General features: G+C 37.9%; 23 protein-coding genes. All 23 read left to right on the plus strand.

The window, feature by feature from the left end:
* Positions 1 to 97 precede the first annotated feature (97 nt).
* The 23 genes from ispE to hpt all read left to right on the plus strand — a co-directional run bounded on the left by ispE (position 98) and on the right by hpt (position 24450).
* Complete coding sequence (ispE, locus tag GMB86_RS13280; RefSeq protein WP_329602931.1) at positions 98 to 976, plus strand: 4-(cytidine 5'-diphospho)-2-C-methyl-D-erythritol kinase; 879 nt, start codon at positions 98 to 100, stop codon at positions 974 to 976.
* A gap of 43 nt (positions 977 to 1019) precedes the next feature.
* Positions 1020 to 1844 carry a pur operon repressor gene (gene purR / locus GMB86_RS13285; RefSeq protein WP_155220719.1) on the plus strand — a complete coding sequence of 275 codons (825 nt, stop codon included), beginning with the start codon at positions 1020 to 1022 and terminating at the stop codon, positions 1842 to 1844.
* Between the two features lie 10 nt (positions 1845 to 1854).
* On the plus strand, positions 1855 to 2229 hold the full coding sequence (locus GMB86_RS13290) for a RidA family protein (RefSeq protein WP_155220721.1): 375 nt from the start codon (positions 1855 to 1857) through the stop codon (positions 2227 to 2229).
* Between the two features lie 117 nt (positions 2230 to 2346).
* A complete protein-coding gene (gene spoVG, locus GMB86_RS13295) occupies positions 2347 to 2637 on the plus strand; it encodes a septation regulator SpoVG (RefSeq protein ID WP_155220723.1) in 291 nt (96 codons plus the stop codon).
* 459 nt (positions 2638 to 3096) lie between these two features.
* Positions 3097 to 4476 carry a bifunctional UDP-N-acetylglucosamine diphosphorylase/glucosamine-1-phosphate N-acetyltransferase GlmU gene (gene glmU, locus GMB86_RS13300; RefSeq protein ID WP_155220725.1) on the plus strand — a complete coding sequence of 460 codons (1380 nt, stop codon included), beginning with the start codon at positions 3097 to 3099 and terminating at the stop codon, positions 4474 to 4476.
* Between the two features lie 17 nt (positions 4477 to 4493).
* Complete coding sequence (locus GMB86_RS13305) at positions 4494 to 5444, plus strand: ribose-phosphate diphosphokinase (protein WP_155220727.1); 951 nt, start codon at positions 4494 to 4496, stop codon at positions 5442 to 5444.
* 109 nt (positions 5445 to 5553) lie between these two features.
* Positions 5554 to 6159: a 50S ribosomal protein L25/general stress protein Ctc gene (locus tag GMB86_RS13310; RefSeq protein ID WP_196220230.1), complete on the plus strand. Its 606-nt coding sequence runs from the start codon at positions 5554 to 5556 to the stop codon at positions 6157 to 6159.
* 171 nt (positions 6160 to 6330) lie between these two features.
* Entirely contained in the window at positions 6331 to 6888 is a 558-nt protein-coding gene (gene pth, locus GMB86_RS13315) for an aminoacyl-tRNA hydrolase (protein WP_155220731.1), read from the plus strand.
* Positions 6889 to 7147: 259 nt separating this feature from the next.
* Positions 7148 to 7378: an anti-sigma-F factor Fin family protein gene (locus tag GMB86_RS13320; protein ID WP_155220733.1), complete on the plus strand. Its 231-nt coding sequence runs from the start codon at positions 7148 to 7150 to the stop codon at positions 7376 to 7378.
* Positions 7379 to 7418: 40 nt separating this feature from the next.
* Positions 7419 to 10964 (plus strand): transcription-repair coupling factor, encoded by a 3546-nt coding sequence (gene mfd, locus GMB86_RS13325; RefSeq protein WP_155220735.1) that lies wholly within the window; start codon positions 7419 to 7421, stop codon positions 10962 to 10964.
* Between the two features lie 138 nt (positions 10965 to 11102).
* A complete protein-coding gene (gene spoVT, locus GMB86_RS13330; protein WP_155220737.1) occupies positions 11103 to 11639 on the plus strand; it encodes a stage V sporulation protein T in 537 nt (178 codons plus the stop codon).
* Positions 11640 to 11894: 255 nt separating this feature from the next.
* Entirely contained in the window at positions 11895 to 13487 is a 1593-nt protein-coding gene (locus tag GMB86_RS13335; RefSeq protein ID WP_155220739.1) for a putative polysaccharide biosynthesis protein, read from the plus strand.
* A 99-nt stretch (positions 13488 to 13586) separates the two neighbouring features.
* Positions 13587 to 15020: a bifunctional methyltransferase/pyrophosphohydrolase YabN gene (gene yabN / locus GMB86_RS13340; RefSeq protein WP_329602932.1), complete on the plus strand. Its 1434-nt coding sequence runs from the start codon at positions 13587 to 13589 to the stop codon at positions 15018 to 15020.
* A 100-nt stretch (positions 15021 to 15120) separates the two neighbouring features.
* The gene (locus tag GMB86_RS13345) at positions 15121 to 15381 is read left to right on the plus strand and encodes an RNA-binding S4 domain-containing protein (protein WP_155220743.1); all 261 of its coding nucleotides are present in this window, start codon (positions 15121 to 15123) and stop codon (positions 15379 to 15381) included.
* Positions 15382 to 15497: 116 nt separating this feature from the next.
* Positions 15498 to 15806, plus strand: a complete 309-nt coding sequence (gene yabP / locus GMB86_RS13350; RefSeq protein ID WP_155220745.1) for a sporulation protein YabP — start codon at positions 15498 to 15500, stop codon at positions 15804 to 15806.
* Entirely contained in the window at positions 15803 to 16381 is a 579-nt protein-coding gene (yabQ, locus tag GMB86_RS13355; RefSeq protein ID WP_155220747.1) for a spore cortex biosynthesis protein YabQ, read from the plus strand. Before yabP ends, yabQ begins: the two co-directional genes overlap by 4 nt.
* A 14-nt stretch (positions 16382 to 16395) precedes the next feature.
* Positions 16396 to 16776, plus strand: a complete 381-nt coding sequence (locus GMB86_RS13360) for an FtsB family cell division protein (RefSeq protein ID WP_329602933.1) — start codon at positions 16396 to 16398, stop codon at positions 16774 to 16776.
* 69 nt (positions 16777 to 16845) lie between these two features.
* Entirely contained in the window at positions 16846 to 17259 is a 414-nt protein-coding gene (locus GMB86_RS13365) for a S1 domain-containing RNA-binding protein (protein ID WP_155220749.1), read from the plus strand.
* Positions 17260 to 17683: 424 nt separating this feature from the next.
* Positions 17684 to 20170, plus strand: a complete 2487-nt coding sequence (spoIIE, locus tag GMB86_RS13370; RefSeq protein ID WP_230459118.1) for a stage II sporulation protein E — start codon at positions 17684 to 17686, stop codon at positions 20168 to 20170.
* Between the two features lie 75 nt (positions 20171 to 20245).
* Positions 20246 to 20983 carry a vWA domain-containing protein gene (locus tag GMB86_RS13375; protein WP_155220751.1) on the plus strand — a complete coding sequence of 246 codons (738 nt, stop codon included), beginning with the start codon at positions 20246 to 20248 and terminating at the stop codon, positions 20981 to 20983.
* Entirely contained in the window at positions 20946 to 21917 is a 972-nt protein-coding gene (locus GMB86_RS13380) for a serine/threonine protein kinase (RefSeq protein WP_230459119.1), read from the plus strand. Before GMB86_RS13375 ends, GMB86_RS13380 begins: the two co-directional genes overlap by 38 nt.
* Positions 21918 to 22495: 578 nt before the next feature.
* Positions 22496 to 23917, plus strand: a complete 1422-nt coding sequence (gene tilS, locus GMB86_RS13385; protein WP_155220753.1) for a tRNA lysidine(34) synthetase TilS — start codon at positions 22496 to 22498, stop codon at positions 23915 to 23917.
* A complete protein-coding gene (hpt, locus tag GMB86_RS13390) occupies positions 23914 to 24450 on the plus strand; it encodes a hypoxanthine phosphoribosyltransferase (RefSeq protein ID WP_155220755.1) in 537 nt (178 codons plus the stop codon). The genes tilS and hpt overlap by 4 nt, the downstream gene beginning before the upstream one ends.
* Positions 24451 to 24464: the final 14 nt, after the last annotated feature.

Consider the following 24464-nt stretch of genomic DNA (forward strand, 5'->3'; position numbering starts at 1 on the left):
ATTTGGTTAAACTTCAGGATCCGTTATTCTTACCTTTTCCTAATCAACCGTTTCCTTTATTATAGAACTATTAAGAGAGAAAAAGTGAGGGAATGATGTGAAAGTTATTGAAAAAGCACCGGCAAAAATCAACCTATCACTCGATGTTGTAAGTAAAAGAGATGATGGGTTTCATAACGTGAACATGATCATGACAACGATTGATCTATCAGATCGAATTGAATGTCGTGACATTGAGGGGGATCAAATAAAAATAAAGTCTTCTGCTCCATACGTCCCAGAAGATGAACGAAATTTTGCTTACCAAGCGGCCCGATTAATAAAGGAGATATATAACATTTGTCGCGGCGTTGAAATTGTGATCACCAAAAATATTCCGGTGGCAGCTGGTCTTGCAGGCGGGAGCAGTGATGCTGCTGCAACGATACGTGCCCTCAATCAACTATGGAATCTCAATATGACCTATAGGGACATGCTGAACTTGGCAGCGAAAATCGGTTCTGATGTGGCGTTCTGCATCCAAGGAGGTACGGCGCTTGCAACTGGAAGAGGTGAAATTATTACACCGATTGATTCTCCCCCGGCATGCTGGGTTGTTCTTGTGAAGCCTCCGGTATCTGTATCAACAGCTGAAATATATCAAGCCTTGAACATAGAAAATGCGACACATCCGAATGTTGAAGGCATGCAAGAAGCCATTAAACAACAAAACTTTGAACAAATGTGTCTTTTATTAGGCAATACCCTCGAAGACGTCACGATGGAGAAAGTACCAGAAATTGCGCAAATAAAGACGCAAATGAAAAAGATTGGGGCAGAAGGGGTTTTGATGAGCGGAAGCGGCCCGACGGTATTTGGTCTAACACGATATGAATCAAGAATGCAGCGCCTCTGTAATGGATTAAAGGGCTTCTGCCGTGAAGTTTATGCAGTTAGACTTTTGCAAAAAATAGACATCTTGTCTAAATACGAATAATAGTGTAATATTTATCTTAATTATTCGTATTTGGAGGACAGCTATGAAATATAAGCGAAGCGAAAGACTCGTTGATATGACTTATTATCTTCTTAATCATCCACACCAAATTGTTTCGCTTTCATGTTTTTCCGAACGGTATGGTTCGGCAAAGTCATCAATCAGTGAGGATTTAGCCATTGTTAAACAATCTTTTGAGATGCAAGGCACCGGTTTTTTAAAAACGATTGCAGGAGCATCGGGCGGCGTAACCTATATCCCAACAATGAGTAAAGGGGAAGCATCCAAACTTTTAACCAATCTAATTAGTCAGCTGTCGCAAGCAGAAAGGCTTCTTCCTGGCGGATACCTCTATATGACAGATGTACTAGGCAGGCCACAATATGTTAATGCCATTGGTAGAATGATCGCTACTGTATATGCATCGAATGGCGTTGATGCTGTGATGACAATGGAGACGAAAGGAATACCATTAGCCTATGCTGTCGCAACACAATTCAATGTACCTGTTGTTGTTGTTCGCCGAATTAGCAAGGTAACAGAGGGGTCAACGGTAAGTATCAATTATGTATCTGGTTCTTCGAAACGTATTCAAACCATGGTATTGCCTCGAAGAAGTCTCATTCCAGGATCTAAAGTTCTGATCGTAGATGACTTTATGAAAGCGGGAGGGACGATGAAAGGCATGATTAATCTCTGTAATGAGTTTGAGACGGAAGTAACAGGTATCGCTGTGTTTGTGGAAACAAAAGAAGAAAAGCCTAAACTAATCAATAATTATCAATCTCTTCTTAGATTATCCATTACTGAGCAGGAAACTGCGTTAAAAATAGAGAATGGAACAATATACAAAAATTTTACCCATTAGGAGGCAACTCATGAAAATTACACATTCAGAACAAGCACCCGCAGCAATAGGACCTTATTCACAAGGCGTGATCGTAAATAATATATTTTATAGTTCAGGTCAAATTCCATTAACTCCAGCTGGTGGTTTAGTTAATGGGACAGTTGAGGAACAAGTTCATCAAGTATTTAGTAACATTAAAGCTGTCCTTGAAAGTGCGGGAGCATCATTAGAGACAGTGATTAAAACAACCTTATTTATTAAAGACATGAATGACTTTCCAGCTATTAATGCTGTATATGGAGAATATTTTTCAGAGCATTTACCAGCGCGTTCTTGCGTTGAGGTAGCTAGATTACCTAAAGATGTTAAAGTCGAAATGGAAGTTATTGCACTTGTAAAATAATTTTTTACACCTTTCCCATAAATAATTAGAGTTTTTTTATTTTTTTGAAGGAATTAGAAAAAACTTGTAGAATCTTTTTAATAGTCTATTATTTATTGGGAAAAGGTGGTGCCTTAAATGGAAGTAACAGACGTTAGACTACGAAGAGTAAATACAGATGGACGAATGAAAGCTATTGCCTCAATCACGATTGACAACGAATTTGTTGTACATGACATTCGTGTTATTGATGGAAATAACGGAATGTTTGTTGCAATGCCTAGTAAACGAACACCTGATGGAGAGTTCCGTGATATAGCCCACCCGATTACATCTAGTACAAGAGAGAAAATCCAAGTAGCTGTATTAGATGAATATTACCGTGCTGGAGAAGAAAGTACGGCTTATGAGGAGGCAGGTGCTTCATAATTTAGTTTATATAACTAAATCTAGATCGAAAATTTGAGATAGTTATGATTTGAAGATTTAGATGCACCTGTCTTTCAATGCCCTTTTTATCTCTTTCATAGAAATTATTGGATTAACGGGTTACCTGATTGCATATCCAGATATCTGAGGTAAATTGGGAATAAGAATACAAAATGTATGACAATTTGAGATCTAAATCAAAAAATTAGATCTCTTTTTTGTGGCTCAATTTTATAAAAATATTCCCTCCGCATTTTTAATCAGACAAGCATTTGTTTCCGCTCCCTCATGCTCAAACAATTCCCGTATTTTACGTTATCTGGTCATAAGTCTACTTTTTGTCAAATTGGTGTAGTGATAAGATGGTTATTTTATTCATTATCTTGAAAAACGTCCTTTTTTAAGCTATAGTCTAAATGAATGAACGGGAGGAACGATAAGTTATATGGAGGTTTGGTAATGGTTAATCGCTATGCCGTCATCTTAGCTGCTGGTCAGGGAACTAGGATGAAGTCTAAATTATATAAAGTTCTGCATCCTGTTTGCGGAAAACCGATGATACAGCATATTGTAGATGAATTGAACGGACTTTCATTTGATCGAACAGTTACTGTCATTGGTCATGGTGCAGAAGCGGTAAAACGCCAGTTAGGTCAATCAACTGAGTATGCCTTGCAAGAAAAACAACTTGGAACTGCTCATGCAGTCAATCAAACAGCCCCTCTTTTAAATCAACTCATTGGGACAACAGTCGTTCTTTGTGGAGATACACCACTTATCACGAAAGAAACGATAAAGGATCTATTGGATTACCATGATAAGACAGGGGCATCTGCGACTGTTTTAACGACGATTATGGATAATCCATTTGGATATGGTCGAATTATTCGCAAGTCGACCGGTGAACTCGCTCGTATCGTTGAAGAAAAAGATACCACACAGGACGAAAAGTTAGTAAAAGAAATTAATACAGGTATCTATTGCTTTGACAATCAAAAATTATTTGAAACTCTCAAAAAAGTTAATAACAATAACGCCCAAGGTGAATACTATTTGCCAGATGTTATTGAAATATTAACAAAATCCTCCGAAAAAGTTGCCGCATATTCCATTGATAATGAAGATGAAACCATAGGTGTAAATGATCGTGTAGCTCTATCTATCGCTGAAAAGCTCATGAGAAAAAGAATTAACGAACATCATATGCGATCAGGAGTCACGCTCATTGATCCTGATACAACCTATTTATCCAGTGATTGTCAAATTGGTCCGGATACAATTATTTATCCAGGAACAAGCATCAAAGGCAAGACGATGATAGGAGAACAGTGTGAGATTGGTCCGCATACCGAGATAATGTCTTGTGAGATTGGTGTCAATACGTCAGTAAAACAATCTGTACTAGAGAATAGCTCGATTGGTAATGATGTACATATCGGACCGTTTGCACATATTAGACCTGAGTCTCACATTGGTGATGAAGTCAAAATAGGTAATTTTGTTGAAGTGAAAAAGTCAACAATCGGAAATCGAAGTAAAGCTTCACATTTAACCTATATCGGAGATTCTGAAATAGGGAAAGATGTGAATTTTGGCTGCGGATCAATTACTGTGAATTACGATGGTAAAAATAAATATTTAACACGAGTGGAAGATGGAGCGTTTATTGGTTGTAATGCGAATCTCATAGCTCCTGTGACTGTTGGAAAAGGTGCGTTTATTGCTGCAGGTTCTACAATCACTCAATCGGTTAATGATGATAGTCTAGCCATAGCTAGAGCACGCCAAGTAAATAAAGAAAATTATACCCATAAACTCGAATTTAAGAAAAACAAATAACGGAGGGCGTTTTAAGCATGGTGAATTATTTAGACCCCAATTTGAAGATTTTTAGCCTTAACTCTAATCCTGAATTAGCACAACAAATTGCAGATCATATTGGGCTTAATCTTGGTAAATGTTCAGTCGCTCAGTTCAGTGATGGTGAAATCCAAATCAATATTGAAGAGAGTATTCGTGGTTGCGATGTTTATGTTATTCAGTCAACGTCTTATCCTGTAAACCTCCACTTGATGCAGCTTTTAATTATGATTGATGCATTGAAAAGAGCTTCAGCGAAGACGATTAATGTTGTCATGCCCTATTACGGTTATGCAAGACAGGACCGTAAAGCTAGAGCTCGTGAGCCTATTACAGCTAAACTCGTAGCGAATTTGCTTGAAACAGCTGGAGCAACACGCGTATTAAGTTTAGATCTTCATGCTCCACAAGTACAAGGTTTCTTCGATATTCCTGTGGACCAATTGGTTGGAGCACCGATTCTTTCCGATTACTTTGAAAAGAAAAATTTGGATGATCTTGTGGTTGTTTCCCCAGACCATGGTGGGGTCACACGAGCACGTAAAATGGCGGATCGTTTAAAAACACCGATTGCCATTATTGATAAAAGACGCCCTCGCCCAAATGTATCAGAAGTTATGAATATTGTTGGTGATGTAGAAGGAAAAACAGCGATCATAATTGACGATATTATCGATACAGCTGGGTCAATCACGCTTGCTGCCAAAGCTCTGAAAGAAAAAGGGGCTAAAAAAGTTTATGCATGTTGTACGCACCCTGTATTATCGGGACCTGCAATTGAGAGAATTGAAGAATCGCCAATTTGTGAGTTAGTCATCACGAACACCATTCCATTGTCACCAGAGAAGCAAATTGATAAAATTACACAATTGACGGTAGCTCCACTCATTGGAGAAGCGATAATTTCGATACATGAAAAATTATCAGTCAGCCGTTTATTTAATTAATTATTTTAAAAATACGTTAACTTTTAAAAAAATAGAGGAAAATGACCATATTTATGTTTTAAACCTAAGAATAGTGGTAAGCTATACTAAGGAAAGGAAGTGTCCAAATATGGTATTATTGAATGCTAACCTAAGGGATCATTCAAAAAAATCAATCATTAAGGACTTAAGAAAACAAAAAAAAATTCCTGCAGTTGTTTATGGGAAAGATGTGGGAAATAAATCTATTTCTGTGAATGAAAGTGATATTTTAAAAGCTTTCCATTCAGAAGGAAGAAATGCAATCTTCCAATTGAAATTAGATGGGAACCAAGAAACTCCAGTCATGGTTCATGACATGCAATTAGATCCACTTACTGGTCTAATTATGCACCTTGATTTTCTAGGAGTAGATATGAACACGGAAGTAGAAGCCGTAGTTCCAGTCGTACTTAAAGGTGAAGCATCAGGTGGCGGTGTTGTTCAATTAACTGAAAGCGAATTGACTGTTCGTGCATTGCCAAATAATATTCCTTCAGTTATTGAAGTTGATATCTCTGGTTTAACTTCAGGAGATCATATTAAAATTGAAGACCTTAAAGCAGGCAGAGATTATAGCTTTGTAGGACATGCTGATGAGATGGTCGTATCTGTATCTCATGTTGATCAAGTAGAAGAAGCAGAGGCATCCGAGGATACGGAAACACCTGAACCATCAGCACCAGCTGAAGCTTAATTATCCGGCATTGATGGAAGATAAATGGATTAGAATAGAAAAGGTATACAGACGTAATCTGTTATTAAGGGTTGCGTCTGTTTTTATACGGGTTAAATGAAGGATAAGAAATGGTTGTTATAAGTGTGTTATAGGAATAAGCTCTTATTTAATGTTGTGAGGGGAATATCTATGAAAGTGATTGTAGGATTAGGGAATATTGGTTCTGAATTTGACCATACAAGGCATAATATAGGATTTGAGGTGATTGATTATTTAGCCAATCAGTATCATCTTCCACTTTCAAAAACCAAATTTAACGCCATGTATGGAAAAGGAATCATAGAAGGAGAAGAGTGCCTGCTCGTTAAACCACTAACCTATATGAACCGTTCAGGAGAAGCGGTGGCTCCCATCCTTAAATTTTTCAAGGTTTCTGTTGATGATCTTATCGTTGTTTATGATGATTTAGACCTGCCTATTGGCAAGATAAGGTTGAGGCAAAAAGGAAGTGCAGGAGGGCATAATGGGATAAAATCGATTATTAGTCATTTGCAAACGCAGGATTTTAAAAGAATTAAAATTGGCATTGGTAGACCTGATGGTCGTGAAAAAGTGGTTAATTATGTCCTTCAGCGTTTCTCCAAGGAGCAAATGATCGAAATGTCTCCAGCGATAGAAAGAGCTGCCGAAGCTATTGTTAAGGGATTGAACTTACCCTTCGTTAAGGTTATGAATACCTTCAATTAATGGATTCTTTGTTGGAACTTTATCCCGCTCAAGCGGCGAATGGCCCCCCGCCTCAAGGTAATGTTAGTGGGGGATAACGGCCCGCATCCCTGATTGGTTCAAACTTACAATTAGTAGGGGATAAAGAAAACCCCACCTGAGTAAAGTTTCATTTTATAGTCTTCTTTATTGTCCTTTTTTAAATTCACCGTTAAAATAGAATAAATGCTCTTTGACGTGGTGATACTAAAATAGTATTAACAACGTTAGGAGGGCACCGATGAATATTATCTATAAATGCCGTCATTGCGGGGCAAAAATAGGAAGTATTAGATCTGATCACATCGAAGAAAGCACCCTTGGTTTTGATCATTTAACAGATCATGAAAGACAAGAGATGATACAATCTAATCAAGAAGGACAAATTCAAGTCATGGCGATTTGTGAAGATTGTCAGGAAACATTAGATAAATATCCTGAGTATCATCAATGGGAGACTTTCATACAATGACAATAGAGATTCGAAATAGTCGTCAGGCAAGGGGAGGGATATGCCTGTGTTAGGATTAAAAACATATTTTGAAAATCATATTCAAGATGTTGATATGATACTAGAAGGTTACAATGAAGGAATGAAGAATCAGCTTGTTTCTGGCTTAGCAGGTAGTGCTAAGTCTTTATGGCTTTCCTCATTATTTTTAAAAAGTGATAAAACAATGGTTGTTGTCACACATAATTTACTGCAAGCTCAGAAATTATATGATGATTTGGAGGACCTTGTTGAATCTGAATCAATTTATTTATACCCAGTCAATGATTTAATAGCCTCAGAGATTGCCATCTCAAGTCCAGAGCTACTTTCAGGGCGTATCGATGTTTTAAATCATTTGGTTAAAAAAGAAAAAGCCATTATTATTATACCTATTGCAGGTTTTAAACGTTTACTAGCACCGTCTTATCTGTGGAAAGCTGGTATGCAATCTTTTTCAATCGGTGACGTGATTGATCTAAAGGAAGTCGTGCAGCACTTTGTAAGTACAGGTTATGTTAGGGAAACAATGGTCACATCTCCAGGAGAATTCAGTGTACGTGGGGGCATTATTGATGTTTATCCATTAACAGAAGACCAGCCGGTTCGTATTGAACTTTTTGATGATGAGATAGATTCTATCCGTTATTTTGATAGTGATACGCAGCGTTCACAAGAAAAAATTAATCAAATAACGATCGGGCCAGCTAAAGAAATGATCCTATTTCCCGAACAAATAGAACAGCTACAGGAAGAACTTGAAAGCGCATTATCAAAAACACTCCAGAAAGTAAAGGACAAAACGGTTAAAGAAGCGTTAAGTACGCATATAGGAGAAGAAATCGAAGCATTAAGACAAGGACAAATCTTTCAAGGGATTTCAAAATACATAGCCCTTCTTTACAAAAAACAAACGACCATTCTTGATTATTTACCTGCTAATAGTTTGATTGTTATAGATGAAGTTAGTAGAGTTCAAGAGACTTCGGATCAGCTAGATCGTGAGGAGGCGGAATGGCAAACCGCACTGCTTCAAAAGGGCGAAATGGTACGAGATATTACTTTGTCTAAAAATTGGAATATCATCCTTGAGGAAATGCATCAACCCACGCTATTACTGTCTCTTTTCTTAAGGCACCATGGCCATATTCAGCCTCAGAATATTTTGAATGTATCTTGTCGTACGATGCAAAACTTCCATGGACAAATTAATCTTCTTCATACTGAATGTGAACGTTGGCAGAAGAGCAACTATGCCGTTGTTTTTTTAGCTTCCAGTAAAGAAAGAGCCATAAAACTGGAAAATGTTTTAAAAGATTATCATATTGATGCTCATTACATTGAACGTAAATCCGTTCCTCAAGCATCTGTTAATCACATTACGATCGGACATCTAGAAAGTGGGTTTGAACTTCCCGCCCAAAAATTGGCTGTTATCACTGAAAAGGAAATATTTAACCGCAAAGTCACTAAGAAGTCTCGCCGTAACAAGAAGTTAACCAATGCTGAAAGATTGAAAAACTACAATGAACTCAATATTGGTGATTATGTCGTCCATATTGATCATGGGATTGGTAAGTATATAGGCATCCAGACCCTTGAAGTTAACGGCATTCACAAAGACTATATGCATATCGTTTATAAAGGGAACGATAAACTATATGTCCCAGTTGAACATATCGATCAGGTCCAAAAATACGTTGGATCAGATGGAAAAGAGCCCAAGCTTTATGCTCTTGGAGGAACTGAATGGAAAAAGGTTAAACGAAAGGCCAAGTCATCGATTCAAGATATCGCCGATGATTTAATTAAATTGTATGCTGAGAGAGAAGCAAGCAAAGGGTATGCCTTTAGTCCAGATGGTAATGAACAGCAAGCTTTTGATGCTGCTTTCCCATATCAGGAAACAGACGATCAATTACAGGCCATTGAGGAAATTAAAAAAGACATGGAAAAGACACGTCCAATGGATCGACTTTTGTGTGGTGATGTCGGTTACGGTAAAACAGAGGTAGCCCTAAGAGCCGCATTTAAGGCCATAGCAGATGGTAAACAAGTGGCTTTTCTTGTTCCAACAACGATTCTTGCTCAACAACATTTTGAGACATCACTTGAGCGTTTTGAGGATTTTCCTGTGAATATTGGTTTATTAAGCCGATTCCGTAGTCGAAAACAACAACAAGAGGTCCTTGATGGACTCAAAAAAGGCACGGTTGATATGGTTATTGGGACTCATCGTCTTTTATCTAAAGATGTCGTATACAAAGATCTTGGTTTACTGATTGTGGATGAAGAGCAACGTTTTGGAGTGACGCATAAAGAGAAAATTAAAAAGTTAAAAGCGAATGTTGACGTTTTAACATTAACGGCAACACCGATTCCAAGAACACTTCACATGTCGATGCTTGGCGTTCGTGATTTATCAGTTATTGAAACGCCTCCTGAGAATCGTTTTCCGGTACAAACCTATGTAACGGAATATAATGGAGCTCTTATTAAAGAATCTATTGAGCGGGAACTCGCACGCGGGGGACAAGTTTATTTCCTTTATAACCGTGTCGAAACCATTCAAAGAATGGCAGAACAAATCTCTACGCTCGTCCCGGATGCAAAAGTGACATTTGCCCATGGTCAAATGAAAGAAACAGAACTCGAATCCACTATGATAGACTTCTTAGAAGGGGCTTATGATGTTTTAGTCAGTACGACCATTATAGAAACAGGGGTGGATATCCCGAATGTGAATACATTGATCGTTCATCATGCTGATAGGATGGGATTATCGCAACTCTATCAATTGCGTGGGCGTGTAGGTCGGTCAAATCGGGTTGCCTATGCGTATTTCACGTATGAAAGGGACAAAGTGATCAATGAAGCTGCTGAAAAGCGATTACAGGCGATTAAAGAATTTACAGAGCTTGGATCAGGATTTAAGATTGCCATGCGAGATTTGTCTATCAGAGGGGCAGGAAATTTACTCGGTGCCGAGCAGCATGGGTTTATCGATTCGGTTGGATTTGATCTCTATTCCAAAATGCTTGAAGATGCAGTGAATGAAAAAAGAGGCCAGGTTCAAGAAAAAGCTCAGGATCAAGTGATATTAGATATTGAATCTGATGCCTATATCCCGGATAGCTATATCGAGGATTCTCTGCAAAAAATAGATATGTACAAACGGTTTAAAGACATAGACTCAATGAAAGATATTGCTGAACTACAAGATGAAATGATCGATCGGTTTGGTGATTACCCAGCAGAAGTCGATGAATTATTCACGGCTTCAAAAATTAAAGTCATTGCAGAACGGTTGTTTGTTGAGCGGATTAAGCAGAATAAACAACAATTACAACTTACTTTCTCAGAAGATGGATCGAAAAAAATTGATCGTGTGAAATTATTTGAAACGGTCGCACAACTGGGAAAAGGTATTGGGCTTGGAGCTGAAGGGCAAAAAATCAAATTAACCATTAAAACAGCAAACAGGGCATCTAGCGCCTCTCTAAATGACTTTTTAAAGCCTTTAGAAAGGATATATCAATCTCAGTTAGAAGAAGAAAAAGTAGGTTAACTAGCCAGGTTGTCAGCATACGTTTATTTTCCAATTTCATGAATAGTTCGAGCAGATAAGTAAAATACTAGCAATAGAATTAACATTTACTCTTGTTGACATAATCTTTACTCACATTCATGAAAGAGAGGAAATTGTATGAAAGCAACTGGCATAGTTCGTCGAATAGACGATTTGGGAAGGGTCGTTGTACCAAAAGAGATAAGGAGAACTTTACGTATTCGTGAAGGGGATCCGTTAGAAATCTTTGTCGACCGAGATGGGGAAGTGATTCTGAAAAAATATTCTCCAATAAGTGAACTTGGTGATTTTGCAAGTGAATATGCAGAATCACTTGCAGAAAACTCAGGTTGTTTGGTTTTTGTAACAGATCGTGACACTATAATAGCCGTTTCCGGCGGGTCAAAAAAAGATTACTTAAACAAGAATATAGCCCCAATTGTTGAAGATGCCATGAATCAACGGAAAACCGTTTTTGAAGAAAAGCAAGGTAGTGAACTCATTGAAGGACACGATGATTTGACCGGGCCTTATGTTGTTGCACCTATTATTGCAGGTGGAGATCCAATTGGGACGACCATTTTAATTATGAAAGACCAAAAAACGATAGGACAAGTTGAATTGAAGTTGGCCGAAACAGCTGCAGGTTTCTTGGCTAGACAAATGGAGAACTAAAATTTTTCTTATTAATCATAAGTTAGTGATGATCTTTTTTCATAAATAAAAGGACTTACTCAATCTAAAGTGTACCCTTTGTAAAGGACATTTTAATCTACCAATGAGTAAAGTCCTTTTTATTGTTTATAAGAGACTTTTGGTTAGTAAGTAAAACTAGGGTATTATCATGACTTCTTTGCAAGAACATACAGCAATTTATCTACTATGATATAATCCATTTTAACGACCACTTATTGAAGGTGATTATATTAAATGAACCGTTTGATATGGCAAGGGACGTTTATTTTGTCTCTTGCAGCTCTTATTGTAAAAGTATTAAGTGCGATCTATCGTATTCCTTATCAAAATTTAGCTGGTGACGTTGGGTTTTATGTTTATCAACAAGTCTATCCGTTTTATGCCTTAGCCATTGTCCTTGGTGGAACAGGATTTCCCATCGTCATATCGAAATATTTATCAGAGGCAAATGAAAGAAATAAAAAATATATCGGTCATGTATTCATTCATGCATTTTTTGTTGTTTTTTTATTTTCTATCGTATTATTTTTCTTGTTATTTTTCGGTGCGTCATCCCTATCCAAATGGATGGGAGATTTAAAATTAGCATCACTGCTTCGAATGGTAGCTTTTATCTACCTCTTTATCCCGTTTTTGTCTATCATTCGCGGTGACTTTCAAGGACTTATGTGCAATATGTCACCAACCGCACTTTCCCAAATATGTGAGCAGACTACTCGAGTTGGGATTATTCTCGGTCTATCTCTATTTTTATACCACCATCACGGTGGACCTTATGAATTTGGCCGAGCCGCTATTTTTGGATCTGTGATGGGGCCGTTTGTATCGCTTGCGATCTTAATGATGATCTATGTGAAATACAGGATAAAAGAACCTTTATCTTTTCACGTTTTCTACTTGGACAAGCCATTAATTAAATCATTGTTCATTGAAGGACTAACCTTCTCTATATTATCAATGACCATTGTTGCGTTTCAATTTGTGGATGTCCTATCATTAATTCCAATTCTTCAACATTTTCACTTTCAGGCTGTAAAAGAAGCAAAAGGAATTTTTGATCGATCTTATCCACTCATTCAACTTGGGGTGACCGTAGCAACAACGATGGCCGTCGCTTTTATTCCTGTCCTCAGTAGGTTAAAATATGACAAAGACCATGCTCAGATGAAAAATCGTATCTCACTTGTCTTGCGAGTGACGATCGTGTTAGGATCTTCGGCAGCAGTAGGTCTACTCGCTACGGGAACAGAGGTTAGTCGTTTGTTTTTTGATGATCATTTAGGCGTACAAACCTTCGTTATCATGGGCTTGAATATTTTTACAATGTCCATGATTGTAGCTACCTCGACCATACTGCAAGCCATGCAACGGATCTGGCAGCCGCTTATGTATCTATGTATCAGTCTTTTGATCAAGCTGATTTTAAATATGTGTTTTGTGCCCATCCTAGGAGTGACAGGTGCAGCAATAGCCACAGTTAGTGCATCCTTGATTACGGCAATCCTAAATTTATGCTTAATTCAGCACTCTTTAAACGTTTGGGTTATGCGTTATTCACAAGTCATGAAGTTATGTTTTTCTTTATTTATCATGACGTCTTCTGTTCTGTTTTGGAAAGTAATTGCTTATCATTTCTTTATTTCAGGCGAGTTAACTCGTTTAGAATCTCTTTTTATGTCATTAACAAGCGTCGGTATTGGGCTTATCGTCTTCTTCTTGGTCATCTTAAAAACAAATGTGTTCACAGAGGAAGAACTCGCTGATGTACCGGTATTGAATAAATACATGAACAAGTTTGTGAAAAAGATCCGTGAAAATGAGACTTGACGTTGCTTAGATTCATTCAACCGAAAGTAGCAAAACATCGTTTTCGGATATACCTTGAAAATAGCTTGTTCACAAATGAAATTGAAAGGTGTTGACTCCGTGGAATATAAGATTGTTGTGATTGGTCTCGGTTCGGGTGATATAGACCAACTTACCATGGGTATCTATCGTAAATTAAAACAAACGGATCATTTGTATTTGCGGACAAGTGATCATCCAATCATTAAAGAGCTGGAACAAACAGAAAATTTAACCTATACATCGTTTGATCATGTCTACGAGTCTTATCAACGATTTGAAGAGGTATATGATCATATTGCTGATACGTTATTCGAACAAGTAAAAATAGTCGGAGAGTTGACCTATGCAGTCCCTGGTCATCCCATGGTAGCCGAGAGAACGGTCCAACTATTGCTTGAGAGAAGTCAAAAAGAGAAAGTTAATGTTGAGATTTTAGGTGGACAAAGTTTCTTAGATCCGCTCTTTAGCGCATTGAAAATAGACCCAATTGAAGGCTTAACCTTTATTAATGCCATGGATTTTGACGCTGAAGACTTGTCTTTTAATGATCATCTCGTTATTTGCCAGGTATATGATCAATTTATCGCCTCAGAAGTGAAACTGGCATTATTAGATCATTTGCCTCATGATTATGAAGTGATTGTGATTACATCAGCAGGAAACAAAGATGAGAAAATAGTATCCGTTTCTTTACATGAACTAGATCATGATCGAGACATTAACAACCTGACGAGTGTTTATGTTCCACCAATTAAAGAAAAATTAGGGCTATATCATACATTTGCTTCATTAAGGCGGATCATTAGGCAGTTAAGAGGACCAGAAGGGTGTCCCTGGGATAAAGCGCAAACACATGAGTCATTAAGACCCTACCTTGTTGAGGAAACATATGAAGTTCTTGAAGCCATTGATGAAGAAGATGATCATCATTTAGTCGAGGAACTAGGGGATGTTTTATTACAAGTGATGCTCCACTCACAGATCGGTGAAGATGATGGCTATTTTTCCATTGATGATGTGATAAGATCGTTGAGCGAGAAGCTTGTGAGACGTCATCCACATGTTTTTGGAGATAAAGAGGTTCAGACTCTTGAAGATGTGGGTGAAACTTGGAAACAGGTAAAAGAGAAAGAGCCAGGTAGAGAATCAGATCAGTCCATTCTTCAAAATGTTAATGCAGCGCTTCCTCCGATGTTAAAGGCGGCTGACTATCAAAAGCAAATTGAAAAACAGGGAATAAAGCTAATAGAGGGTGATCCTTGGAAGAAGCTTTCAGGTCTTATAGATGATTATGCATCATCAAAGGATGAAAAAAGACTGGGAGACGTCTTATTTACCTTAATATATATCGCAAAAATCTATAAACATCACCCCTATCTTTCACTTGAAAAAACGAATAGGGAATTTGCCGCACGAGTTCATCGCGTTGAAAAAGAACTTGGAGAACACTCTTTCCGTGATTTATCAAGAGAGCAAATTCAATCATTATGGGAAAATAACCAAACTAAATAAGTTTATCTCCTTTCTAGGCATATCTATTTAAAAGAGGATGGTTAGAAAGAAAGGTCAATCGAAAATAATCAGGAAAAATTTTATAAGAGGTGTTTGATTTATGCGTTTAGATAAGTTTTTAAAAGTATCACGTTTGATTAAAAGAAGAACGGTAGCCAAAGAATTAGCGGATAAAGGTCGCATTGAAATCAATCAATTACCATCAAAAGCAAGTTCAAATGTTAAAGTGGGCGATACGCTCGATATTCATTTTGGCCAAAAAGTCGTTTCGGTCAAAATCACCAACTTAAAAGAAACGGCTAAGAAAGATGAAGCAGCTTCATTATATGAATTAATTAGTGAACAACCTATTGAAAAGTAAGTGAGGTTCCCGAATAATTAAGGATACTATTAAAGGCAAGAGACCATGTTTCATTCTTTTTATGTTCTAAGTTGGACGACTCCCTCATAATTATGTGATAAAGAGGGGGGAGACTGATGGATCAATATTATACACCGTCGTCGATAAATCGGGACAAGCCAGTCCCCAATCATGATATCATTATGAAAGGCCGAAAAAAGATTGAAATCACAGGCGTAAAGCATGTGGAGAGCTTTGATCATGAAGAATTTTTGCTTGAAACGACAATGGGATTTCTTGCGATTAAAGGTAGTCACTTAAAGATGCAGAACTTAAATGTAGAGCAAGGTATTGTTGTCATCGAGGGTAAGATATTTGACATTAGTTATCTCGATGATCAAGACGGAGAACATGCTAAAGGGTTCTTTAGCAAACTATTCAAATGACACTCAATGAACAATTTGCAACGATGGTTGCAATGATACTTACGGGATTGTGGATTGGTGTGAGTTTAACCACCTATCACCGCTTTATGCACCCAAATAAAAAATGGATGTGGACCACAATCCCAACTGATATTTTTTTCTGGATCTTGCAAGGACTACTTATTTTTTATGTCTTGCTTAAAGTGAATCAAGGCCAAATTCGATTTTATATATTTTTAGCCTTATTATTAGGCTACGCGATGTATAAGGGACTCTTTGAGCGGCTGTATGCCGTCATATTAGAACGATTTATTGTTCTTGTTGTTTCTGTTTGTCGCTTTCTTAAAAAATGTCTCACAATTTTACTAATACTTCCTCTTCTAACCCTATTGAAGCTTGTCCTGATATCATGTAAGATGATATTAAGGTTAATAAAAGCCATTTTATATTTTCTTTTTTGTCTTGTTTTCTATCCGTTAAAATGGGTATATAGGTTTATAGTTCCAAAGCGAGTGAGACAAAAGGTGAATATGGTGGCAAAAAAAGTAGGCACCTTGTGTGCTAAACTCGTCAAGGTATTTAAAAGAACGGACTGAGGAGAGGGGATATAGTGGGGGTAGCGCGCACAACAGACGTCAGACATATTCGTTCGGAATATGTTCAATCGCAGGAAGTTTATGAGAAATTTAAAAAGAAGCGGCGAAAGGGACTCATGCGTCGACTTGTGGCATTTGGTATTGTGCTAACTGTAATTGTTGGGTTTCTGACTTCTATCATCTCATCAAAATCAGACCAAATTGATTCAAAACTAACACAGAAAGAGCATCTCGAAAAGAAACTTCGTGCTTCGCAGGAAGATGAAAAGGCTCTGAAACATAATATTCGTTTATTGCATGATAAGGATTATATTGGTGATATTGCACGTCGAGATTTTCTCTTATCCAAAAAAGGCGAAATTATTTTTTCTAAGCTTGATATTGACAGTCATTGACATGCTCTTTTTTTGTTATGTATAATAATATAATATTACATACTGAATTTTAGGAGGAGCATTACTTTTATGTCAATTGAAGTAGGCAGCAAGTTGCAAGGGAAAGTGTCAGGTATTACAAACTTCGGAGCCTTTATAGATTTACCAGGCGGGAAAACAGGACTCGTTCATATCAGTGAGGTTGCAGATCGTTACGTTAAAGATATACATGATGTACTCACTGTTGGTGATGAAGTGACCGTTAAGGTTCTTCAGGTTGAGACCGATGGAAAAATAGGCCTGTCCATTAGAAAAGCTGTCGATAAGCCCAAGCCTAGAGGGCCAAGGGGTGGAGCTCCACGCGGTGGCGGAAAACGCTTCGTAAAAGAAACGACATTCGAGGACAAAATGTCTCGCTTCTTAAAAGATAGTGAAGATCGACTTGCCTCGTTAAAAAGACAAACCGAATCTAAACGTGGTGGACGTGGTGCTCGTAGAGGGTAAACATCCATTTTTATATATTAAAAAACACTCAGGTGCCTGGGTGTTTTTTTATGCTTAAATTAACCGAAAATAAGAGGAAGTTCAAAAAGTCACCAAATGATAAGCTGCGAATCTCGGCGTTGGCTTGTTTTCCGGTCCTCATGTAGGAAAAGCCTACATTCCGGTCCTCAAAACGGCGCCGCCTTGACCTTCTTGCTTCTAATTCGCCGCCTTTTTGAACACAAATTATAAGTTTACTTTTCTAAAAACCAGGTCATTTGTAAGTGAAAATTAAACGCCTATGAGATGGATCATCAATTTATGACAAAGTGCTGAGAAAGTCGTCGAAGACTTTTTATAATCTTCTCTAATGTTTTGACAAATTACGAAGGTCTAATGTGTTTAAATAGAACATACCAATAATACATTAGGGGTGGTGAAAGGGTTGACTCAACGATTCGAAAGTGCAAATCAAGTTGGAATTGTAGCGATCTCTCCAGGTGTTGAGCAAGGTTACAGATTCTATGATCGAATTCTTCGCAACCTAAAAACTCGGTTAGAAAGATTATTTTTCAGTAGTGAAACAGGATGTCTTATTATTGGCTTTCTATTAGGACGAGCCTTAATATTATCAAGCATGTCTCCTTTTATTATTCCGTTCTTTGCGACGATGTTTGTTCTGAAGAAGAAAAAGCGAGGACTCGCTTTTCTAAGTTTGTTTGTAGGAGCATCGTCTATTTCTATTCCTAACGGTTCCTTCGCCATATTGGCCATGTTATGTTTTATGGGCATTCGATGGTTAACGAGTCGATGGACGAAAGATCACTTCATTAAAACATTACCATATCTTGTTTTTAGCTCGGCTTTTGTTACCCGTTCATCTATTGCTTATATAACGGATAGACAATGGTTATGGTCAAATGAAATGTTAGCTCTGACTGAAGCTAGTTTATCTTTCTTGTTAACCCTGATATTCCTGCAGAGTGTTCCCTTATTATCCGTAAATTTGAGAAAGCATGTACTTAAGAATGAAGAAATTATCTGTTTTGTCATTATGTTGGCTTCGGTACTCACAGGTACGATCGGGTGGCATTTTTATGGCTTTTCGATGGAGCATATTTTGTCTCGTTATGTTGTCTTATTATTTGGTTATGTCGGAGGGGCAGCCATTGGTTCAACGGTCGGTGTTGTCATAGGATTGATCTTAAGCTTAGCTAATGTAACGAGTTTATATCAGATGAGCTTGCTTGCCTTCTCTGGACTTTTGGGGGGGCTTCTAAGAGAAGGTAAAAAGATAGGTGTCTCGATAGGGCTGATGATTGGAACGTTGCTCATTGGACTTTATGGTGGCGGATATGAACATCTTCTTGGTACAGCTGGGGATTCTCTGGTTGCTATTCTCTTATTTCTGTTAACGCCAAGATCGGTGACAAGAAAACTGGCCACTTATATACCGGGGACTAAGGAATACGCAGCAGAACAACAACAGTATGTGAAGCGATTAAGAGATGTTACGGCTGATCGGGTTGCCCAATTTTCTAGCCTCTTTCAAACTTTATCAAACAGTTTTCAGGGAACTGAAGAGGAAGAATCTGACCATGAGGTGGACGTTTTTCTCAGTAATGTGACCGAAAAAACATGTCAGACTTGTTTTTTAAAAGAAGCTTGTTGGGCGAGAAAGTTCGATCAAACCTATGATTTAATGACTAGAATTATGGAGGAAACAGGAGACACACCGATATTGACAAATTCTAAATTAAAAAGGGAGTGGCAGCACCATTGTATAAAACCGGAAAAAGTGGTGAAAGCCATTCATGAACAACAATTGTTTTATCATGAACACGTAAAATTAAAGAAAAAAATGAAGGAAAGCCGCTTGCTTGTAGCAGAGCAATTAAAAGGAGTCTCTCAAGTCATGGGAGATTTTGCAAAGGAGATTCAAAGAGAGAGAGATACCCATCAATTTCAAGAAGAACAAATTTTACTTAAGCTACAGGATATCGGTTTTGATGTAGAAAATGTAGAAATTTACAGTCTTGATGAAGGGGCTGTTGACATAGAGATGACGTTACCATCAAATTATTATGGCGAATGTGAAAAATTAATTGCCCCAATTCTTTCTGATGTACTCGGAGAAAATATTATTGTTGAAAGAGAGAGTAAATCTGACTTTCCACGGATTCAATGTAAAGTGGCTTTTGGTTCTGCTAAAAAATATACGATAGAAACAGGCATCGCTCATACGGCTAAAGGCGGGGGTTATGTTTCAGGTGATAATTACACGACATTTGGTTTAGGAGCTGGTAAATATGCGATTGCGATTAGTGACGGTATGGGAAATGGCGAGCGTGCCTCAAGTGAAAGTCATGAAACATTAAAACTGTTATCAAAAGTGCTTAAATCTGGCATCAATGAGACCATAGCCATTAAATCCATTAATTCCATTCTAGCATTACGATCAAATGAGGAAATCTTTTCAACTCTAGATCTTGCCATGATTGACCTACAAGATGCTAAGGTCAAATTTCTTAAAATAGGGTCGAATCCAAGTTTTGTAAAACGAGGTGAACATATCACGATGATTGAAGCTAGTAACTTACCAATGGGAATGATAGAGGATGTTGAAATTGATGTAGCAAGTGAACAATTAAAAGCGGGTGATTTACTAATTATGATGAGTGATGGCATTTTTGAAGCACCGAAACACGTCGAGAACAAAGAGGCTTGGGTCAAGCGTAAAATTCGAGATATGCAAACGGATGACCCACAAGCCATAGCAGATCTTTTACTTGAAGAGGTGATTCGAGCAAACAGTGGCGAAATTAATGATGACATGACGATCGTCGTCTCAAAAATAAAGCATCATACACCAAAATGGTCAGCGATTTCAACCTATTCAACGGGTGAGGGAATTGATCGAAAGGCACAATAGTCAAGAATGAAGCGTATAATTATTTACCTCCTTGTCTAAGATGACATTAAGAAGGCAAGAGAGGAGCGAGTAGCGTTGAATAAAGGAACGATAAAGCAGATCTTGTTAATTACTGATGGATGTTCTAACCAAGGCGAGGATCCGGCTGCTATGGCAGCGTTGGCAAAAGAGCATGGGATTGTTGTCAATGTCATTGGCGTAATGGAAAACTATGAAACTGATGATCGTGGTATGAAGGAAATTGATAATATTGCTTCTGCTGGCGGTGGTGTGAGTCAAGTTGTACAAACGAAACAATTATCTCAGACGGTACAAATGGTGACGAGACAAGCTATGACACAAACCATTAAGGGGGTCGTCAATCAGGAACTTCAAGATATATTAGGTGATTCACAGTCAATGGAAGACCTTCCTCCTGAAAAACGTGGTCGCGTGATGGAAGTTGTCGATGATTTAGGTGAAACAGTGAATTTAGAGGTTTGCATTCTTGTAGACACAAGTGCAAGTATGAAAACAAAACTTCCAACTGTTAGGGAGGCCCTGCTTGATTTGTCCATTAGTTTAACTTCACGAATGGGAGAAAATCAATTTTGTCTTTACACATTTCCCGGGAAAAGAAAAGCTACTTCAAAAATCATGTCATGGACGCCAAAAATAGACCATATCAGTCAAGTGTTTTCTAAACTTGCATCAGGTGGTGTGACGCCAACCGGACCAGCTATACGTGATGTCATTAAAAGTTTTTCAACGAGCTCTAGAAGACATTTAATCTCACATGACGATGAAGCCTATGATGATGGACCAAGATATTAAGCTTCATCCTGGTACGCGAATTTATGGGAAATGGCATAAAAAAACCTACCAGATTATGAGACACTTAGGCAGTGGGGCACAAGGAACTGTTTACTTAGCCCATTCAAATCAAGGTGAAGTGGCTATTAAGTTTAGTAAAGACCCATCATCATTAATTTCCGAAGTCAACATATTAAAACGTTTCGTAGCGCTCCAAGGTGATCCCCTGGGGCCTTATTTGTATGATGTGGACGATTGGGTCACTAATAAGGGAACAATTAACTTCTATGTTATGGAACGTATTAAAGGTGTAACTTTAGATGACAGCATTAGACATAAAGGTTTTGAATGGGTGTATGTATTTATATTGCAACTTTTAAAGGATTTATCAAGATTACACGAATTAGGCTTTGTGTTTGGTGATTTAAAACCTGAAAATCTCATGATAACAGAATCAAATTATCGAATAAGGTGTCTAGATTTTGGGGGTACCACACAGCTTGGCCACTCAATTAAAGAATACACCGAGTTTTTTGACCGAGGGTATTGGGGAATGGGAACAAGAAAAGCGGAACCAAGCTATGACTTGTTTGCTGTTATGATGATTTTTATCTATGCGGCTGAAAGAAGAAGATTTAATAAAACGGAACATCCACGTGATCAACTGATTCAAAAAATAAAAACGAATCCTAAATTAAAGCCATTTGAAAAAATATTATTGAAAGCATTAGCAGGGCAGTTTCATCATGCAAATGACATGAGACAAGCATTTTTATATAAAATGAATGAAACCAATAGGATAGAAAGTCGTATTACTAGAAGGAGGACTGCCACCTCTCCATCTAAAAAACGTTACCAAAAGAAAAAAACAGTAAGTGGCTGGATTGGAGCCAGTGTTTGGGCAGTTGTGATTATTGCACTGTACGTCATGTATACGGTACTCTATGTGATGTAGCATTCCATTCCTAATTATCCCGCCTTAACGGCAAGTAAAGACCCCCAGATCAAGATTCTGCGTAGTCAAAGAAGATGGGTGGGGGATCAACTGTCCGTAAAGGTCCGATTGGTTCAGCTAACCATCAGTGGGGGATGAAGAACCCCCCCACCGATGGAAGTTTCACTTTATAATTTGACAGGATGCGTGTCCTTTTTTACACTTTAGGGGCAGGAATCCTCAAGATCAGAGAATTCTTGTAGACCGGCGTTCCCCAGGATGTGGTGGCTTTAGGCGCCAGAGACAGGCGTGAGCGATTTTTGTTGAAGATTCTTTTGGCCAACGCCGAGACTTGAGCTTATCATTTGGTGGCTTTTGAACCTCACACACGGCGTGCTCTTATCTTCTTGTTTCTAATTTATCACCTTTTTGAAACGCACTAAGAGGAAAAAAGCGGGTATAAGAAGAATACTAGAAGAGTAACGTGCCACTAAACGGGCGATAAGCTCTTATAGACTATTTAATGACCTGTCTTTTTACAAAAGTTTTGGATTAAGAGGAAAAACTTTTTTTGAAAGGGTAAGAAAGGAAAGAGGCACTTGCGGTCATTCGTTAAACAATTCATTAAACAACATGATCTCTTGCAGCCGAATACAACGATCATTGTTGGCGTATCAGGTGGACCTGATTCGATGGCTCTTTTACATTATCTCCACAGTATTCAAAAAGAGTGGAATTTAAAGCTTATAGCCTGTTCTGTGGATCATATGCTACGAGGTGATGCATCACGAGACGATATGGAATATGTCGAATCATATTGTAAAGAAATGGACATATTATTCTATGGTAAACGTATGGATGTATTAGCCTATAAAAATGCGCATCATCTAAGTGTAGAGGTTGCAGCAAGAAAATGTCGGTATCATGTGTTTAAGGAAGTGATGACAAGCCATCAGGCAAATTCTCTTGCACTCGCCCATCATGGCGACGACCAAGTAGAGACAATGCTTATGAGACAGGTTCGAGGAAGCTTTGGTGTTTCTCTTGCAGGTATACCTGTTAAACGACCTTTTGCAACAGGCCATATTATCAGACCCTTTTTATGTGTGACAAAGTATCATCTAGAACAGTATTGTAAGGAGTATGGTATCTCGCCAAGATATGATAATAGTAATATGTCTTGTGACTATGTTCGCAACCGTTTTAGACATGTCATCTTGCCATTTCTAAAAAAGGAGAATCCAAAAGTACACGTTCGTTTTCAATATATGAGCGAGCGGATGACTGAAGATCAACGATACCTTGAACAACTTGCTAAGGAACATGTAGATCGTGTGATATTAAATGATTCGGAACAGGGCTTGCGGATTGATATTAGTACTTTTTTAAAGATCCCTTTACCTTTACAAAGAAGAGTAATTCATCTAATATTAAATTATCTATATTCTAACAAAGGCTTGTTGTCACTGCATCATTCTATACATATCGAAGCACTGCTTCAATTACTTCAAACAGATCATCCATCAAGTGAGGAACATTTGCCAAATGGTCTTGTTGTAAAACGCTCTTACAATACCTGTTTATTTTCATTTAATATTGAAAGCGACTCAATAAATGCTTATCAAACCATACTGTCTATACCTGGGACGACAAAATGTCCAACCGGAAATTTTACAGTTGAATTTGCGGATGCATATCAGTCAACGTCTAATACATCGAATACGATCTATTTGAAAATGACAGATATTTGTGAGCCCCTTAAGATTCGAACCCGTTGTCACGGAGATCGGATAAGACCTAAAGGAATGTCAGGAACACAAAAGTTAAAAAGCATCTTTATTAATGAAAAGGTTGAGCGAAATGAGCGTGCAATATGGCCCATTTTGGTAGATGCAAATGATCGTGTTTTATGGTTACCTTTACTCAGACAGAGACAACCTAAACCTAGAGGTCAAGAAAAAAGTGCCTTTATAAAAATAACGTTTTTACCGACAGTTAAGCTTGGGAGGAAGACAGAATGAAGGAAGATTTACAAGAGATACTTTTTACAGAGGAGGCACTTCAAGAAAAGATCAAAGAACTTGGCAAGAAGCTTTCTGATGAATATTATAATCGATTTCCACTAGTTGTTGGGGTGTTAAAAGGAGCTCTGCCTTTTATGGCGGATCTCATTAAACGTATAGATGTTCATTTGGAATTGGATTTTATGGACGTATCAAGTTATGGTCATTCTACTGTATCTTCAGGTGAAGTAAAAATAATCAAAGATTTGGATGCTTCTGTTGAAGGACGTGATATTCTCATATTAGAAGATATTATTGATAGTGGTTTAACGCTAAGTTACCTTGTTGACCTTTTTAAAACAAGAAAAGCAAAGTCCATTAAGATCGTGACCTTGCTAGATAAACCTTCAGGAAGAAAGGTTGATATTGTCCCTGATTTAACAGGTTTCACTGTTCCAGATGCTTTCTTAGTTGGATATGGGTTAGACTATGCTGAAAAATACCGCAATCTGCCGTATATCGGGATCTTAAAACCTGAAATATACATGTAGAGTGTGTGGCTTGT

The organism is Terrilactibacillus tamarindi (assembly GCF_009718825.1).
Lineage (GTDB): Bacteria > Bacillota > Bacilli > Bacillales > Sporolactobacillaceae > Terrilactibacillus > Terrilactibacillus tamarindi.

Bases quoted from the DNA above. Each gene is read 5' to 3' on its own strand.
- yabP (WP_155220745.1), top strand. From the start codon at position 15,498: ATGGATCAATATTATACACCGTCGTCGATAAATCGGGACAAGCCAGTC.
- GMB86_RS13365 (WP_155220749.1), top strand. From the start codon at position 16,846: ATGTCAATTGAAGTAGGCAGCAAGTTGCAAGGGAAAGTGTCAGGTATT.
- GMB86_RS13335 (WP_155220739.1), top strand. From the start codon at position 11,895: ATGAACCGTTTGATATGGCAAGGGACGTTTATTTTGTCTCTTGCAGCT.
- spoVG (WP_155220723.1), top strand. From the start codon at position 2,347: ATGGAAGTAACAGACGTTAGACTACGAAGAGTAAATACAGATGGACGA.
- spoVT (WP_155220737.1), top strand. From the start codon at position 11,103: ATGAAAGCAACTGGCATAGTTCGTCGAATAGACGATTTGGGAAGGGTC.
- mfd (WP_155220735.1), top strand. From the start codon at position 7,419: ATGCCTGTGTTAGGATTAAAAACATATTTTGAAAATCATATTCAAGAT.
- GMB86_RS13320 (WP_155220733.1), top strand. From the start codon at position 7,148: ATGAATATTATCTATAAATGCCGTCATTGCGGGGCAAAAATAGGAAGT.
- pth (WP_155220731.1), top strand. From the start codon at position 6,331: ATGAAAGTGATTGTAGGATTAGGGAATATTGGTTCTGAATTTGACCAT.
- yabQ (WP_155220747.1), top strand. From the start codon at position 15,803: ATGACACTCAATGAACAATTTGCAACGATGGTTGCAATGATACTTACG.
- GMB86_RS13290 (WP_155220721.1), top strand. From the start codon at position 1,855: ATGAAAATTACACATTCAGAACAAGCACCCGCAGCAATAGGACCTTAT.
- GMB86_RS13305 (WP_155220727.1), top strand. From the start codon at position 4,494: ATGGTGAATTATTTAGACCCCAATTTGAAGATTTTTAGCCTTAACTCT.
- hpt (WP_155220755.1), top strand. From the start codon at position 23,914: ATGAAGGAAGATTTACAAGAGATACTTTTTACAGAGGAGGCACTTCAA.
- purR (WP_155220719.1), top strand. From the start codon at position 1,020: ATGAAATATAAGCGAAGCGAAAGACTCGTTGATATGACTTATTATCTT.
- GMB86_RS13380 (WP_230459119.1), top strand. From the start codon at position 20,946: ATGACGATGAAGCCTATGATGATGGACCAAGATATTAAGCTTCATCCT.
- glmU (WP_155220725.1), top strand. From the start codon at position 3,097: ATGGTTAATCGCTATGCCGTCATCTTAGCTGCTGGTCAGGGAACTAGG.
- GMB86_RS13345 (WP_155220743.1), top strand. From the start codon at position 15,121: ATGCGTTTAGATAAGTTTTTAAAAGTATCACGTTTGATTAAAAGAAGA.
- GMB86_RS13310 (WP_196220230.1), top strand. From the start codon at position 5,554: ATGGTATTATTGAATGCTAACCTAAGGGATCATTCAAAAAAATCAATC.